The organism is Phocaeicola dorei, from assembly GCF_013009555.1.
GTDB lineage: Bacteria > Bacteroidota > Bacteroidia > Bacteroidales > Bacteroidaceae > Phocaeicola > Phocaeicola dorei.
Genome location: NZ_CP046176.1, coordinates 4618402 through 4636838 on the forward strand (window position 1 = coordinate 4618402; position 18437 = coordinate 4636838).

General features: G+C 39.6%; 8 protein-coding genes. 2 read left to right on the forward strand and 6 right to left on the reverse strand.

Annotation, left to right across the window (positions count from 1 at the left end):
• Position 1 precedes the first annotated feature (1 nt).
• The 6 genes from GKD17_RS18950 to GKD17_RS18975 form a co-directional block, all read right to left on the reverse strand.
• Positions 2 to 3229, reverse strand: coding sequence for a SusC/RagA family TonB-linked outer membrane protein (locus tag GKD17_RS18950; RefSeq protein WP_007840918.1), 3228 nt, complete (start codon positions 3227 to 3229; stop codon positions 2 to 4).
• A gap of 193 nt (positions 3230 to 3422) precedes the next feature.
• Positions 3423 to 4616, reverse strand: coding sequence for an ATP-binding protein (locus GKD17_RS18955; RefSeq protein WP_007848762.1), 1194 nt, complete (start codon positions 4614 to 4616; stop codon positions 3423 to 3425).
• A gap of 327 nt (positions 4617 to 4943) precedes the next feature.
• A complete protein-coding gene (locus GKD17_RS18960; protein ID WP_007832971.1) occupies positions 4944 to 6857 on the reverse strand; it encodes a SusD/RagB family nutrient-binding outer membrane lipoprotein in 1914 nt (637 codons plus the stop codon).
• Between the two features lie 21 nt (positions 6858 to 6878).
• Positions 6879 to 10280 carry a SusC/RagA family TonB-linked outer membrane protein gene (locus tag GKD17_RS18965; protein WP_170272837.1) on the reverse strand — a complete coding sequence of 1134 codons (3402 nt, stop codon included), beginning with the start codon at positions 10278 to 10280 and terminating at the stop codon, positions 6879 to 6881.
• A 747-nt stretch (positions 10281 to 11027) separates the two neighbouring features.
• Positions 11028 to 12734: a PNGase F N-terminal domain-containing protein gene (locus tag GKD17_RS18970; RefSeq protein ID WP_007832968.1), complete on the reverse strand. Its 1707-nt coding sequence runs from the start codon at positions 12732 to 12734 to the stop codon at positions 11028 to 11030.
• 78 nt (positions 12735 to 12812) lie between these two features.
• The gene (locus tag GKD17_RS18975) at positions 12813 to 13451 is read right to left on the reverse strand and encodes an HU family DNA-binding protein (RefSeq protein WP_007832967.1); all 639 of its coding nucleotides are present in this window, start codon (positions 13449 to 13451) and stop codon (positions 12813 to 12815) included.
• 312 nt (positions 13452 to 13763) lie between these two features.
• Between GKD17_RS18975 and GKD17_RS18980 the strand changes: the two genes are divergently transcribed.
• Entirely contained in the window at positions 13764 to 14915 is a 1152-nt protein-coding gene (locus tag GKD17_RS18980) for a VapE domain-containing protein (protein ID WP_170272838.1), read from the forward strand.
• Between the two features lie 335 nt (positions 14916 to 15250).
• Entirely contained in the window at positions 15251 to 18421 is a 3171-nt protein-coding gene (locus GKD17_RS18985) for a SusC/RagA family TonB-linked outer membrane protein (RefSeq protein WP_007840925.1), read from the forward strand.
• Positions 18422 to 18437: the final 16 nt, after the last annotated feature.

Below are 18437 nucleotides of genomic sequence, written 5' to 3' on the forward strand. Positions count from 1 at the left end.
ATTAAAAGGTTGCACTTAATCCGAATGAAATAGTCTTTGACAATGGGTAAGTACATCCTTCCCAATTGCCTACACCTATTGTTTCAGGATCAAAAGTATCACACAGGTTGGTTATAGTAAACAAATTCTCTGCAGACACAAAGAAACGTAAATTATTCACGTAGAATTTTTTAGTCAAATCTGCCGGTAAAGTATATCCCAACGTTACGTTTTTCAAACGACAATAAGCAGCATTTTGCATATAGCGACTTTGTGCTTTACGATTCTTGTCGCTTTCTAAAGGACGTGGATAATACCCGTCGACATTCGCTCCTAGCGGGCTCGTTGTATCAGCAGGACGGAAATAGTCTAAGTGAGGCTCAAAAAAATTGGTCTGCCAATACCCTACAGCTCCCCAAAACATCATACTTTCAGCACCCGATCCCGGCATATAGTCACGTTTCAATGTTCCTTGGAAGAACACTTTCAAGTCAAAGCCTTTATAAGCCGCATCCAAATTCAAGCCAAAGTTATATCGTGGTGTCTTATTACCCAGCAAAACTTTATCTCCATGATTGTCTGCTGTATTATCTTTTGCACTTATCACACCGTCACCATCCAAATCGGCATACATTATATCACCTGCTCCCCAGTTGGAACCCATAGAAGATTGGTCCACCTTCGCCAGATGCGCATCCATTTCCGCCTGAGTCTTAGCTATTCCTATTGTCTGATATCCCCAAAGATCTCCCAAATGTGCCCCATCATAATATGTTTGGCCTAAATCTTTTGACGGATTAGGATATTTATCAATTACAACCTGGTTGTCGGATAAAGCCAATGTGACACCATATCTGAAATCACGTATCTGATCACGCCAGCTTACTTGTAATTCCCAACCTTTCGAAGTCATATTCAGATTATTCACATTTGGAACGGCAATACCTAAGATTGTTGGTAATTCCTGTCCCGGCCCAACCATATCAATTGACTTACGCTGGAAATAATCAAAATTCAAATTAAAACGATTGTCCAGCATACCAAGATCAAAACCAATATTTAAAGTTTGGGTCTTTTCCCAACCTAACAATGCCGAAACGAGACTGGACTCGGCTGCAGTATTAGGTTTCAAGCCATTGACCAACCAACCGCCATTATTTTGTTTATAATCAATAATGCGATAAAAAGGATACCAATTATCTGTATTTTGATTACCAAGTTCACCCCATGAGCCACGAACTTTCAATGTATTGACAATATTAGTATACTTCTCAAAAAAGGCCTCACGTGCCACATTCCAGCCTAAAGAGAAAGAAGGGAACCAATTCCAACGTTGATCGCGTAAAAAACGTGAAGAACCGTCATAACGCAGATTCGCCTCAACCAGATAGCGACCTTTGTAATCATAATTGATACGACCAAAAAAACCGGCTGTTGCCCATTCCTGATAGCCACCACTGGCACGTGCATTATCCGTAGTTGTATTTAAAGTAGGAATGCCAGACATTATGTTATTTTGTTTTGCAGTAATATCACGTTGTTTAAACAACTCACTTTGAAAACCGACCATTGCTTTCATATTATGCCCGTTTTCTAACTCCAATGAATACTCTGTAAAGATATTCGGATTAAAGAAATTGCTTTTATATGCATATTCTGTTACTCCCGAAGTTGTGTTGGCAATAGCATATGGGTTCTTGTTTACATCATAAGCATAAACCGTTTGATAATCCGTATGCGAGAAATTATAATTACTACGATAATTTAATTCAATAGTGGTTTTCCAATTTTTAATTGGTTCAATAAGAAACTGGAGTTGTTGTGCCACAACGTCATTCTGAGTATTATAACGTCCCCCTTCAGTCAATTGGTAAATTTTAGACTCTGCGGTATAAAAACCGTTAGGATCTACAACAGGAATTACAGGCCAATAACGGCATACATCAAAATAAAATACATTTTCCTTATTCTCGCCGGCACTTGCAAAGGAAGGGGAACTATAATCAATACGATTAAAACGAACACTATACCCTACTTTCAACCATTTTGCCAAATCCGCATTGATTTTACCAGTAAATGAATAGCGTTGTCTGCCATCATCCCCATATTTCAATAATCCTCCTTCATCCAGATAATTGGCAGACATATAATACTGCATTACATCCGTACCACCATTTACACTAATTGAATGCTCCTGAGTAAAACTATCACCAAACAACTCATGCAACCAATCAGTATTAGCGGTTGGCATAACATCCTGACGATTTGGGTCATCAAATGCATTCCAACGTCCAGCATCCGTAGCCCACATATATTGTGTAGATTTACCATGCTGATAATCCAAAATTTGTTGCAATTTCTTCTCACTATACATTGGCGACTGTCCTCCATTGGTCAGCTGGTCGTTGATAGCTAATGCAAAACTGTATGAATCTGCCATATGAGGCATATTCAATGGAGAGTTAAATCGGAAATTATTATTATAATTAATAGATGGTTTTCCTGACTTACCTTTTTTAGTAGTAATCAAAATGACACCTCCCGGCGCACGTGAACCATAAATAGAAGACGCAGCAGCATCTTTCAAAACAGAAATATTCTCAATATCCTGTGGATTAATAGCATTAATATCCCCTTCCATTCCATCAATCAGCACCAAAGGAGATACTGATGAGCCTTTACCAATAGTTCCTGTACCACGAATATTGAATTCTTTGTTACCTTTCAATGAACCACCATCACTACTTGTTGAAATATTCATGCCAGGAACAACTCCTTGCAGAGCTTCAACCGTAGAACTAACAGGACGTGCCGCAATCTCTTTCGCTCCGACAGTAGATACAGCACCGGTCACATTCACTTTCTTCTGCGTTCCAAATGCAACGACTACCACTTCATCCAAAGTCTGGGTATCATCTTTTAAAATAACATTCAAAGGGGTACCATTCCAAAGAACCTCTTGAGTAATGTAACCGACAAAAGAGATCTGAATGATATCTCCTTTTTTTACATTTGACAAAGAAAAGTCACCGTCAAGTCCGGTAATAGTACCATTAGTCGTACCTTTCACTACTACAGATGCACCAATGACAGTTTCACCCGTAGCATCCTTGACAACTCCTGTACATGTACCACTTTGTTGTGTGATTTTCACGTCGGTAACGCCGGGATTGGCGACCGCGTATGCTGCTCCGGTAGAGGCACCCATTAGGAACAGCAACATACTGACTGATTTTAGTCGTTTTAACATAGCTGTGATTTTTTAAAGTTTATTGAAAATCAAGTAATTCCGTTTCATTAGTTCCTTCAGAACTACTCTTACAGCTATGTATCTGATAATCAGTGTATTTTATTTTTGTATCTCAAAAAGAAAAATTGTATTTAAAAGTCTATAGAAGGGCTTTTAAATACAATTTTCTATCTATTTTCTACCGAAAAGAGTACTAATATAGAAAACCGAACAACCATAATGGTATTTTATTATTTATTCCATACTCTATATCATCAGCAACAATATATGCATCAGAAAGTCCATTTATTTGTTGTTTACCTTTGTTTCTACCACCGACTTCAAAAGTATAGCGTCCATCAATAAAGAAATCACTCTCTTTAGAAACGTTTATTTTGTGGCAATAACGCAATTGGTTGGCAAAAAAAGTTTCCCTGACATTTCCAATATCAATTTGACTGGCAGACAATGCATACATTAAATTAGGATTCTCTAAAAACAGTTTATCAGGTTTCTGCAAGCGGCTTATGCCGGAGCCTTCTTTTTGGAGATTCATAGTCAGACAGCTGTCATGGAGGGCATCCAGATAGGCCAGCAATGAATTACGCGAGATTCCTATCCGTTCGCTTAGTTTACTGACATTAGGAATAAAAGGCGCCGACTCTGCAATGATATATAGTAACTGCTTAATTTTAGTTGTATATGAAATATCAACCCCTCTTAACTGTGGAATTTCCAATTCCACAATCAGATTGACCACTTCATTTATTCTTGAATAATAAAGAGCGGGTAATTCATTGTAATAAGGATAATACCCATGTTTCAAATAATCAGGAAAATGTTTCAGAACTTTAACTTTGTCTACTATCCCGACAGATAATGACAGATGATTATCCAATATATTATTTAAAGTTAATATCGGCAATGATAGTTTTTCATTCCAGTTTAAATACTCGCGAAAAGAAAAACCTTGCATTTCATAAACAATTGCTCGCCGGCTCAAATCCGATTTGGCATTTAAGATTTCAAGCAAGGACGAACCTGTAAAGACTACATGAAGTTCAGGTAAGTCATCATAAATATTTTTCAGTTCTTGAGACCAGTTGGGGTATTTGTGTACTTCATCCAGAAATAGATATTTTCCTCCCCGCTTTACAAAATCGGAAGCTAAATCATAAAGTTTATGTTCACTGAACCAGATATTATCCACACTGGCATAAAGTACGGTTTTATCCATTGGAAGGTTCAGTTTGATATACTGCAACAATAAAGTTGTTTTTCCAACTCCCCGGGCCCCCTTTATACCTATAAGACGAGCTTTCCATTCTATCTCATTCATCAGGCTACGTACAAAAGAAGTATTTGTTATAGCCAGTTTCTTGATAAAGGACTCAAATAATCGTTCCATTTCTTCTTTTTGTTTATCACACATTACAAAAATAGTAATAAATTGTTCATCATGATAAACAAAATGAGTTTTTTTTAAAAAGTTGCAGCAATAAAATGCTCACATTACCATTTGTTTAAATAAAGTTCAGACCTTCGCCCAAGTGTACTGCCCTTTTTTATTTGGCTTATGTTAAGTGGCTCTATGACCTATGCATAATATGCTTTGCCGATATCAGAATATCAAATGATTTTGGGTATAATAAAAAAGGAAGAGAATATATCACATAACCTCTTCCTTTTTTATTAATAAACTTGGACTAGCGTCATATTTCAGACTGTTTTTCCATTAATTCAAATTAGGTCCTTCACCAAATTGCGGAGCTTTTTTATCATACCAAACTCGTTCTGTATTTAGTATTGTAGGTTCCGGACCATAGGAATATCCTTGATCTTGATATGCTTTTCTCTTGATATCTCCCATTTTATCATCTACAGTTGGTTGCGTCACTTGAAATCTACGAGGTAATGGATAGTTGCTTACTTTAGGATTTAAGTTCAGCATGGGATATAAATCACTTTCTTTCATAGGACATCCGGAACGACGCATCATGATATATTGATCAGCCGGGAAGAAAATAAAGTGAATATACTGTTGCAAGTATACTTTTTCCAGATTCTCTGTAGTAGATCCATCTAAAGTCAAGATAGGATCATTTAGTAATCTAGTGACTTCATTTTCCTGCAACTTAATGGTTACATCAAATTTGTCTTGCCCAAATGTATTGTCATAATAGGGGATATGATTTAAACCTGCTAACTTGTCATAAGCACGCATTGAATATTCTACTCCCTTTTTCAGATAGGATTCTGCGCTTCCTGAAAAACCGATATCTTGTCCTTGGCTTAGTAACTTAAGTTCTGCCAGATACAAGTTTACTTCTGCTGTGGATAGATACAATCCATACCATGCGTATAAATCTGTAATCTGAACTTTTGGCGCACCTGGAGCAACCGGATAATCTATAATGACTTTTTTGTCAAACATATATTGATTTAATGGAGAATATGGATAATAAGTTGTTTCTCCATTGCCGTCCTTATCTGAAACTTTCCACAGCTTACCAGCTTTGTCAAAATAATCAACATATTCTGGGTGCTGGTCGGCTAAACCGGCTTCTACTTCTGTCGGTAAACCGTAATAACGTACCCAAGGTTCACCAGGAGCTTTCCAGCCTTTGAAAACCTTTTTGCCGTTAACTTCTTCTGATATGACATTTTCCTCTACAAATGAAGGTAGTCTTTGTCCTTTGTCATAGAACGCTTGTACGACGATTGAATTATAATCATTCTTTTCGAAAAAGACACGGATACGTGGATCAAAATGTTCAAGCATGAAGTTGATTAATTGCATTGATCCTGCACCACGGTTATCCATAGAATTTCCACCAGGCATATGACGGTCTGTAGCACTTTTATTATAGAAGAAATCATCTTCCAAACCATCCATAATAGGATACTTGGCAGCGTCTCTTACAATATTCAGTGCCCGATTCTTATCCTCGTTAATTAAACGAACTGCTAGCTTTAAACGGAGAGAGTTGGCAAATTTCAACCATTTGGTATAATCGCCTTGGTAGATGATATCCTGTGAGCCTAAAGACTGCTGTGTTACTTTATTTCCATCAATAGTTACATCATTGGCTAATGTTTCAACAGTTTCTTTCAATTGTTTTTCCCACAAATCAAACAATTCAGCTTGTGTGTCATATTTTGGAGTGAGGGTTCCTCCGTAACGTGCTTGATAGGCTTCTGTGTATGCCATGGAGCCATACATATCAGTATCCCACATAGCCAAGTAAATCATTAAAGGTTGACAAAGTGCTTTTAGATAAGTATATTTTGCTTGTTCTTCTCCCTCTAAAGTTGTATTTACAATATAAGTCAGTTCATTTACTTGGTTCATTACATTGTAAACTTGTGATCCCATTTTGCCTGAATTGGACATAGTAGTCATCAGGTTTTCATTACCTCCTGTTGAAGCTACTGTTTGAGACCATCTCAGCATATTATTGTAATCGTAATACCAAGCAAAATAGTCATGACCATCAAAATTTGCTAATGCTTGAGTAAATAAATAGCGAGGGTCTGGTTTTGAAACGATAGTTGGATTGGTATTGATATCGGCAAAATCATCTTTGCAGCTGCTTATAAAAGTACAGCTGCCAATTAAAAAGCTTGCCATTATATATTTTAATTTCATAATCTTCAATTTTTTATAAGTTTAGAATCCTACATTTATAGTCATTGTGTAATTAGCTGTATATGGGTCGAAACTACGAATACGGAATTCACCGCTCAAATTACCACGCACACCTTCAGGATTTACGTCGTTAGGTAGTGAGTTATATAGATATCCTAGATTACGTGCAGAGAAACTTACTCCCAATCTTTTTGCTCCAATTTTGCCGGCAATATTTGATGGGAATGTATACCCAACGGTAATTTCACGTAAAGCAATATATTTCAAATCATGTATCCATCCGTCATTTGTTACACCTGTTGCCCATTGGTTGGCATAATTATAATACGATGCAGCATGCATTGGTTCAAGAATTCCATTTTCATAAGCTTGTTGATAGGACATACCTCCTACATCATGAGTTTTACCATCTATACCTGTAACTTGAGTCCCCGAAGCAAATATTCCTTGAGGGATCATACCATCATGATAAGTAACACCGTAACTTCCTGATTGACTTCCATCCGCATTTAAATATTGGCTGGTCCATGTCATACCGCCATGAGCCTCATCTCGGAATTTTAAAGAAGATTCTGTCCATCCATAAGCTGTACCATAACGATTACCATAAACAGCTACTTTACCACCAAAACGCATATCCAAGGCCATTCTGAAACTTAAGTTTTTCCAAGTTAATCCGGTCGAAACAGAACCTAAGAAGTCTGGATTCATATCACCGATCACTTCATTTTTCAAGCTTCTATCAGCATAGGCAGAACGGTCAGAATCGCTCCATTTCAGAATGATATTGCCGTTGTCATCTCTTTTAGGAGTTATATCGGAAATCAATACGCCATAAGGTCCGCCAACTCTGGCTGCCGATTGGATACGCATGTTACCCCATCCTGTAGAACCACGTAAGCCAATGTATTCGGCAGCGTCAGGGTGTAATTCGATAATCTTGTTATTATTCTTTGTAAAGGTGAAATCTAAGTTCCATTCCCAATCTTTATTACGGAAAGGAATCGTATTTAAAGCTATTTCTACACCACTGTTTTGAATATTACCAGCGTTAATTAACTGATTGCTAACACCAGAAATAGATGGTGTAGAGATGTTCATAATCTGATCTCTTGTATTTTCTTTATAGTAAGTTGCATCTAGGTTGATACGATTGTCTAGGAAACGTAAATCCAGACCAACTTCCCAAGCGTTTTTCCGTTCTGGTTTTAAGTTAGGTGAAATGGCTGTGCTTGAGAATGAATTTGTATATACATAGCTACCATCTATTAACTGTAAATTACCTACATTGTAACCGGAATTAATAGTGTAAGCACCTGTATCATTACCTACTTGTGCCCATGAACCACGAATTTTTGCAAACGAAATCCATGAAGGCATTTTGTCTTTGAATGTTTCACTGATCAGCCAAGAACCGGAAACTGAAGGATAGAAGTATGAGTAATTACCGTTCTTATTAGCATAAACTAATGCTGAAGACCAGTCATTACGCCCGGTTACATCTAAATATAATTGATTTTTCCAAGAAGCATTGAAAGCAAATACTGCAGATAACATCCGTTTAGTTCCTTCTATTTTTCCGCTTGCTTTGACCTGTCGTTTACTATTGCCTATGAAAAATTGCCCAGGTACAATCAAACCATCAGTTTCTACAGAATAAGCAGTCTGATAGTTGTTGTAATATTCACCACGAATAAAACCACCCAAATTGAAATCTTTTACTGCTTTATCAAAAGTAAAAGTTCCTGCAAAGGTGGTTTGTTCTTTAGTTTGTTGTGCTAATTTATAGTTACCTCCTTCGTAAGCAACTCCGGTACCAAGTTCTTTATTTTCTTCACGAATGTATACATAGTTCATATTGCCTTCTCCTTTGGAACGGACCCAATCGGCAATTTTTACATTGACTTCTAAAATAGGACGTACTACGGTTTCTTTACGGTTGTAGTCCATATTGTCAATATTAAACCAATAACTTTTGCTGGATTCGGGTACATTGGCATAAGTATCTCCAGAACGTGCAATACCACCTTGTTCACTTAAATATTTATCACGATAGTACTTAGCATCATATAATGGGGTTAATCCTTGGTAGAAATATTCACCTACGGCACGAGCAGCATTGCGTGGCTTAGAATTGGCGAAACTGACAGATGCGGCAACATCTACTCTATCACTGATTTTATGGCTACCTTTTACCAAGAAAGCGTAACGTTCAAATGTATTATTAGGAGTGGTGGCATTCACTTTCTTGTAAGAAACAGAACTATAGAATGATGTTTTTTCATTACCGCCACGTACTGATACATTAGTATTAGTGTTAAAGCCTAATTGATACATATCTAACATATTATTTTTGATTGGAGAATAAGGTACTTTACGGCCATCATAATCTTCAATCATTACCGAACTGTCGTAGGGGAGTCCCCATCCTAAAGTAGACGCTCCGATTAATGAAGGTTCTCCTTTTGCGTTGGTATAATAAGTAGGAATCCAAGTATTACCATTTTCTCCATATCCGATTCTACCTGGACGGGCTCCAGGTCCATATACAGTTTGAATACTGGGTTGTTTGTAGGCGTGGTCGATACCTAATGTTTGAGTAACATCTACACCGAATCCTTTGAACTTTCCTCCACCTTTGGTGGTAATAACTACGGCGCCGTTCAAACCTCTAGAACCATAAAGCGCTGTGGCTGCGGCACCTTTCAGTACAGATACTGTTTCAAAGTCATCCGGGTTCAAGTTTTTCAATTCATTACCATAATCAATTGCATCAATTTCTTCACCATCCATATCACGTCCTTGAGTGGAATTATCAAGAATGACACCATCGACAACGTATATAGGCTGGTTATTGCTTCCTAAGGTTGACGCACCACGAATTTGGATTTTAGCAGAACCAAAGATACCACCGTCTGAATTAGATATCTCTACACCAGCTACTTTTCCTTGTAATGATGCAACCGGATTGACTGTATTGGTATATAACTCTTCACTTTTTAATTCGGTTACTGCATAACCCAAAGCTTTTTCTTCACGCTTCATTCCTAGAGCGGTTACAACTACCTCACCCAACAATTGAGTATCATCTTTCAAAAGAACATCTAGAGGTTTCCCGGTCCATTTTATTTCTTGAGTAGCATAACCAACGAAAGAGATAACAATGATATCCCCTTCCTTTACATTACTTAAAGAGAAGTCACCGTCAAGCCCTGTGATAGTACCATTCGTAGTCCCTTTCACTACTACAGATGCACCGATAACACCTTCTCCCGTAGCATCCTTGACAACTCCTGTACATGTACCACTTTGTTGTGTGATTTTCACATCGGTAACGCCGGGATTGGCGACCGCGTATGCTGCTCCGGTAGAGGCACCCATTAGGAACAGCAACATACTGACTGATTTTAGTCGTTTTAACATAGCTGTGATTTTTTTAAGTTTATTGAAAATCAAGTAATTCCGTTTCATTAGTTCCTTCAGAACTATGTTTTTCAATTTAATTTAGATTAACGATGCAAATATATAACAATTTTAATATATATAAAGGGTCTCTTGAAAAATATTTTTAATATGCCCTGATTTTTAACGTTTGAGATGTTCAAAGCATCTTATTTAAAGAGAGAACTGGTAACTTTTACGGAACTTTCTTGAAATGATTTATATTGTTTTTTCATTGAATATTTACCGTTTGTTTGGTAGTTGGTAGAAAACAGGTAACGTTTATTGAGATAAGAACCAAAAGAAAACAGGTGATGTCAGTTCATGCTGTTTGTCTATTGCTAGAGAAAATATACCTTTTATCTATAAAATGTGAAAGAATTGCAGGAAGGGTATATTCGCTTTGATTGAACCTGTGTTTGTCTGCTGTGCTATATGCTTTCCTTAGGAATGCCATACATACGACGAGTATATGAACGTCTTGATGGTTCAGAATGATATGTTGGATTCTGCCAAGTTGGAAGAAGGAATAGAAGAACATAGAAAGGAATAGCGGAAGAGAGAAAGAAGTCCCAATAAGCCGTAGTCGTAATCTTAAGTCCTTGAACTTGCTATGGGGCAAATTGCATAGGGCACAAAGTTGTCCCTTGAGGAGATAGAAAAGTTGGAACACTCCTTGTCCTGCGATAACAGAAACATTTCTGTTACCGCAGGACAAAAGAATTTACATTAATAAATAAGTGTACCCGAGATACACCAATAACTATTACTTTCCCCTTCAGGAGCACCCTGTGGTATTTTTACGGTGATGCTGTGTTCACCCGCCTCCAGATCACCTAAATAAATGTATTCGGGATTGGTCACCGTACCCGGGCACCAGTTGGAACGGCTCAGGTCGGAAGAACTCAGCCCATTGGAGAAATTACCCGAACAAGGATTCCAGTTACGATAAGTTCCACAGTCATCTCGCCAAGGTACGAAAGAGATCACTTTTTCACCGTCCAAATAGAGGGTGTTAGGTTTCTGGTTGAACTCATCACCGCCTCCCCAACCGCCATGTCCCGTGGTGAGGTAGTACAGACGGGCATTCTTGGCAGGCTCCTTCAAGGTGAATTTTACGATCAGAGAATCCTGACGCATGAAAATCGGATAAGGCTGTCCTGCCTGCTCCAGATAATTCACTGTATTGAACAGCGGAAGAGTGTTATAAACCCGATGTTCTTCATCAGGATAATACTTCAGTTTCAACGACAGACGATGCCCTTTGGCATCCCAGTTGCCGATGTAAGCGCCAATCCAAGCTTCTCCTTCCAACTTTTCGGCCAGTGGGGTTACCTCCATTTTGTAAAGTACGGAGTCCACCCAGTCCTGCCCCTTCACTTTATTATAATTGAACTTGCGCACACCGAAACCGGTGAAGAAACGCATCAATTCTAAAGGCACATCATACTCCGCTGTAGAAATCAGCCCGTGGTAATCCATATTTTCCGAGTGAAAAGAGGGAACTTTTTTCAAATCACGCATGGCATCAAGAAAAGACAGCCGCTTGCTTTCCGGTATCAGAAAGACAGAACCGGTGCGGTCGTAAGCATCGCCGTCCGAGTATTGAACAACTTCCGCAAAGACGGTGCGATTCTTCACATAGTCGGGTAACTTCACTTTCTTTAACAGAATGGTGCCGCCTCCAGCACTGTATTGTACACCTTCTTTCAGTACTTCGGGCAATTTAGTGTTGTTGAAGCAGATGCTCTGTTGGTCGAAGACCGGAATTGTGATAACTCCACTTTGGTTGATGGTATATTGGTAGTCGGCCGCATCCATGCTTTTCCCCCACGACTGTGGCAATACATCCTTTCCTTTCTTCAGCGGGGTAATATGGGTAGCCTCTTGAATCATGTCACCGTTTCGCACGACCCTCAGTACCAATCCGTCAGGTACACCCACATTGGCTTGCGGAGTACCACGAAAAGGGATGTCGTTGGTATACCATACCTCGATAGTGTTGGAATTGATGGATGTTCGCAAAATTTTGCAGTTCATCCCTAAGTGTTTTCCTTCGCCCGTTTGCGTGAAGCCTTTGCCGAATTCGAAGGGAGTGACCGCAGATATCACTTGTCCGTTGGGGAGTTCAGCCCTGCGGTATGCCTGCCGGGTGGTGTAGTCGATGTAACTGCCGGTTACAGGTGTCTTGTCTTCCGGGCGGGGATCGGGACGGTCATTTTGCTCCGACCATACGTTGGTCAATGATACGCGGTCACCGGACACGGTCATCAACAAATGTCCCGGCCGGACTCTCCCTTTGTAATTCGATTGGTAGGTCACCTCGATACCTTGCGCATTCTTCACTTTTCTAGGGTAGTTCTGCGCGTAGATCGTTCCGGTGCTAAGCAGGAAGCACAAGCCGATTCCTACGTCTTTCAAGATGGTTCTTTTCATTTTTTCTTATTTTAAAGTATGATATAACAATTCGTTTTACATGAAACACAAAATCCTCCCTTCACCCTATCCGACTCGTTACCAGCGATCTGCGGTGTAGGAACGTCCGTAATGCCCTTTAACCGGTATGTAGGCAGTGGCATTTTTGTAGCCCTCGCGTTGTAATGACGGATGCTCTCCTTGAGTCAATGTTTGCAGGCGACGGTAAGCGGTAGAACGAGTCATTCCGCAGACCTGCTGCATCCGGGCGCAGGTGATGCTGCGATGATCTTTAAAATATTCACTCAGCAACCCGTCTACTTCGATAGGCGACAAGTCCACCGTGTGCACCTTGTATCGTTCTCTTACAAAATGCGCCCGGTTTATAATACTCTTCTTGAAACTTTTTTCGGGCTGAAAGTTGATTCCTGTTATCTGTACTGTGCCACGGGTCATTTTCTTAGGATTTTCACTCTCTGTGGAGCCGATGCTGACAGAGAAATACCCTAATCCGTTGATATGGATTCGCTTGCCGTCACCTAATTTCTCGGACAGAATATCTATCAGTCCCTCTACCACTGCCGCCCAGTCCGAGCGGCTTACTGAAGTATAAAGTGTAGTTTCGTGTATCAAGTCCTTCGAGTGAATCGTCTGCTTGTTGGTATTTCTCACATGGTATTTTTTCTTTTCCCCGTCATTTGCCGGAGATTCATAGATATCAAATTTAATGTCTGACATAATGTACTATGTATTTGTTTTATTTATAGGATGTTATCGTGCAAACTTACAAAACATTCCGTTGCTTCACCTTAGTGAAGCGGCAGTTTCACCTGTGTGGCAACGGCTCTTCACTAAAGTGAGAAGGCATATTCACGTCAGTGAGAACCCAGATTCTTCCGGACGAAGATACGGATTCTTTCGTCCTCTTGCAAAGATTCTGCCGTAAATGTTTCACACGTTGGATTTATTTTAAATTGTCGGGCAAAGTTCTTGCAAAACTCTGTTTTGCAGAACTATCTTCACACCTCAAATCAATAAAAAACAGATTTAATGGAAAAAAAAAAAGACTCAAAACTGAAACAAGCCATGAAAGGGCTTGATTCGTTCCTCACCACTCATTATTCCTTTCGTTACAACCAAATAACAGAACAATGCGAATTTCATGACAAGCACAAGTTCGATAAATACCGTGTGGTGGATGAGCGAGAATTCAATACATTGGTTATTAATGCAATAGAAGAAGGTGTGAACTGTATGGACCGTGATATGCGCCGTTATTTGGGTTCGTCACGCATTCCTTCTTTTCACCCCGTGACAGCCTATTTGGAACATCTGCCACACTGGGACGGACACGACAGAGTAAGCGAGCTGGCACGCTCGGTAAGCGATGAAACGCAATGGGTGGAGGTGTTTCATATCTGGATGCTGGGCATGGTGATGCAATGGAGCGGTAAAAACCGGATGCATGGCAACTGCTTGATTCCCATTTTGGTTAATCCCCTTCAGGGACTGAAGAAGTCTACCTTTTGCCGGTCGCTCCTTCCACCAGCGTTACGTGGATATTATACCGATGACTTCGATGTAACTCGCGAGGGGGATGCCCTGCGCAAAATGCGCTCTTTGGCTCTTATCAATATAGACGAATTCAATCGGATGGAAGAAGGTAAACTGGCACGGCTGAAGAATCTAGTCCAAATGAGCGGTCTTAGTATGCGCCGTCCGTTTCAAAGCAGCTATAGCCAGCAACCGCGCCTTAGTTCATTTATTGGCACTTCCAATTTTTGCGATCTGCTGACCGATTCCTCCGGTAACCGCCGTTTTTATCCGGTGATGACCAAAGGGAGTATCCGTTTGCCTCGCATCAATTATAAACAACTTTATGCTCAGTTAAGAGATGAACTAAAACATAACCGCCGCTATTGGCTCTCACCCACAGAAGAACAGGCTGTCAGTTTACGTAATGACGCATTTTTGCGCCGCCCCATAGAGGAAAGCCTTTTTTATAGCTGCTTCAGTCTGCCCCGGGATGGGGAGAAGTTTCAAAGATGGACTATCGGACAGATTTATGAAGTGATGAAAAGGGCCAGTCCCGAAACCATGCGTGATGTCAAGATGAGAGTCTTCGGAAAACATTTAGCCCTGATGGGAGTGAAAAAATTACGTACCCACTATGGCGACCAGTATCTGCTGAACCGGCTCTAACTGATAAACCATTTCGAGGGAATGCTGAAAGTTCTGTCACCGTATAATATTGAAGCCCAGCGATATGTGGTGATAGAACAAAAAGTATTGCAATGCAGTATTCATTAACCCTATCCTGATTTAAATTTGACTATGATAACGGGATAATAGCTAGTAGAAAACAGGTAGAAATCACAAATTTATTTCCTGTTTGTAAATTCAAGGACAAAGATCATCTTAAAACCACTAAAGTAAATATGTTCTGATTATCAGACACATAGCTGTAAGAGTAGTTCTGAAGGAACTAATGAAACGGAATTACTTGATTTTCAATAAACTTAAAAAAAATCACAGCTATGTTAAAACGACTAAAATCAGTCAGTATGTTGCTGTTCCTAATGGGTGCCTCTACCGGAGCAGCATACGCGGTCGCCAATCCCGGCGTTACCGATGTGAAAATCACACAACAAAGTGGTACATGTACAGGAGTTGTCAAGGATGCTACGGGTGAAACTGTCATTGGTGCATCTGTAGTAGTGAAAGGTACGACTAATGGTACTATTACCGGTATTGATGGCGACTTTTCATTATCTGGAGTGAAGAAAGGGGATATTATCCAAATTTCATTCGTGGGATATCAGACTGTTGAAGTTCCCTGGAATGGTCAACCTTTGAATGTAACATTACAAGATGACACACAAACGCTACAGGAAGTGGTAGTAACCGCTCTCGGCATCAAACGCGAAAAGAAAGCATTAGGTTATGCCATGCAGGAGGTAAAAGGTGATGCATTGGTAGCAGCTCGCGAAACAAACTTAGCCAATGCTCTTTCCGGTAAAGTATCCGGTGTTCAAATCATCCGTTCAAGTAATGGTCCTGCCGGTTCTTCTAAGATTCAGCTTCGTGGTAGTAATTCTGTAACGGGTTTGAACCAGCCGTTAATTGTTGTAGACGGAGTACCCTTGGATAATTTTACTGGAGCCGACAACAATGATATGTGGAATCCATCTACTGATATGGGTAACGGTTTATCGGATATCAACTCCGAAGATATTGAATCAATGTCTGTTTTGAAAGGTGCATCTGCTGCTGCGCTTTATGGTTCGCGTGCAGGTAATGGTGTTATCCTGATTACAACAAAGAAGGGTACTAAGAGCGAGGGGCTTGGTGTTACATTTTCCGGATCCGTTTCGGTGGAAAATGTATTTATGAAACCCGAACGACAAACTATTTTCGGTCAAGGTTCTAATGGCATTTTCAATGCAACCTCTAGTTCTAACTGGGGACCAGCTATTACAGGTCAAAGCTATACAGACTGGAACGGACGTACTCAAAATATGCAATATTTTGACAATGTAGCTAATTTCTTTAAGACAGGTGTGAATTTAACTGAAAATATCGCTTTTTCGCAACAGTTTGATAGGACATCCGTTTATTTATCAGCTACCCGTATGGACGATTTCAGCAAGATTCCAGGGGCAGAGTATAGCCGTACTAACTTAATGTCACGTATCACTTCGTCATTTGGTAAAGATAATCGTTGGAGTGTGGATGCCAAAGTACAATATATTTTGTCTGATGCTACCAATCGTCCTATATCCGGTGCGCGCTCGGACAACTATTTCTATTCCATGTACATGATGCCTATTTCTTTGGATATAAGAGAGTTTAAACAGGCCAAAAATCCAGAAGATGGAAAAATGTATTGGTGGGAGAAAGGCAGTGGTCAGAATCCATATTGGGCAAAAGATTACAATACCAATCAAGACAAACGTAATCGCTTTTTGCTGAATGGTTCGTTGAAATATCAGATTACAGATTGGTTGAACGCAGAAATTAAAGCAGGTAGTGATATGTATTTCACAGAAACAGAAACCAAACTGTATGCTGGCAGTCCTTCATCAGAAAACGGTCGTTATTCTTTTGGTGAACAAAAATTCTATGAAAATAATTTCAGTTTTTTGGTTACCGCACAAAAAGACCGTGTATTAGGCGATTTCGGAGGTGTGTTTACATTCGGTGGGAATTTAATGGAACGTAAATCAACAGGTGTTAGCAATTCTGTTAGTGCTTTAACAGTGCCTGATTTATTCTGGTTGACAAATTCAACCGACTCAAACAGAAGTATCAGTCAGACTTATACTCATCGTAAGACCAATTCATTGTATGGTACACTGGGAGTTAACTATGACGGTTGGGCATTTTTGGATTTGACAGGACGTAATGATTGGTCCTCTACTTTGAGTAAGAGCAACCGTTCGTTCTTTTATCCTTCTATCAGTGCTTCATGGGTAATCAGTGATATGATTAATAACCGGGGAAAGGGAATGCCCGAGTGGTTTACATATGCCAAGGCTCGTGTATCTTTTGCACAGGTAGGTAATGACCTCGATCCTTATCAATTATATAACGTATATGGTATTGGATCTATCTATGAAACAGGAGGTACGAGTGCGTCTGTGTCTGGTAGTACCTTATTTAATGAAGATGTACGTAGCGAATTGATTTCATCTTGGGAAGCCGGTGCCGAAGTCCGTTTCTTCAATAATCGTCTAGGGTTAGATGTGGCTTGGTATAAATCAAACGCTAAACGTCAGTTGCTAAATTTACCTATGAACTCATTGTCTGGATTTAGTTCAATGAAAATTAATGCTGGTAATATTCAGAATTCAGGTGTAGAAATCATGTTGAATGCTACTCCGGTACAAACTAAAGAATTTACTTGGGACACTCAAGTGAATTTCTCTACCAACAAAAACAAGATTATAGAACTAGCTGATGGTATTAACGAATATACTTTAGGTACCTATGATAATTTAAAGATTTTGGCTGTTGCTGGAGGTAATTATGGTGAAATTTGGGGTACTACTTATCTGCGGGTGACTGATGAGAATAGTCCTTATTATGGAAAAATGTTGTTGAATGATGCCGGTTTGCCACAAGGTGACTCAAAAATACAAAAGATTGGTGATCAACAAGCTACTTGTTTGGTAGGATGGACCAATACATTCTCTTACAAGAATTTTACATTGAGTTTCTTGGTAGACGCACGTATCGGTGGTGAAATTTTTTCTGGTTCAAACCGAATGTTGCAAGCCAATGGTGTGGCAGCATGTACTGTGGTAAACGGTAAACGCGATAAATTTGTAGTAGATGGGGTTATTGCAGACGGAAACGGGGGCTATTCACCTAGCACCATCGAAGTAGAACCACAATCTTATTGGACGGCCGTAACTGGATCAACTGGTAATATGGGTATTGGTGAAGCTAATTTGTATGATGCAACGAATGTTCGTTTACGTAATGTTTCCTTAAACTATACTTTCCCCCGGAAGATGCTTGCAAAAGGTCCGTTCCAGCAAGTTAAGTTAGGGATGTCTTGCAACAATGTTTGGATGATTCATAGTAATCTGCATGGCATAGACCCCGAATCCGTGTTTGCTACCAGTACCAATGCAACCGGATTTGAGAATGCGTCATCACCAACATCACGTACCTTCTTGTTTAATGTAACACTTGGTTTCTAATTTTTAATACTCGACA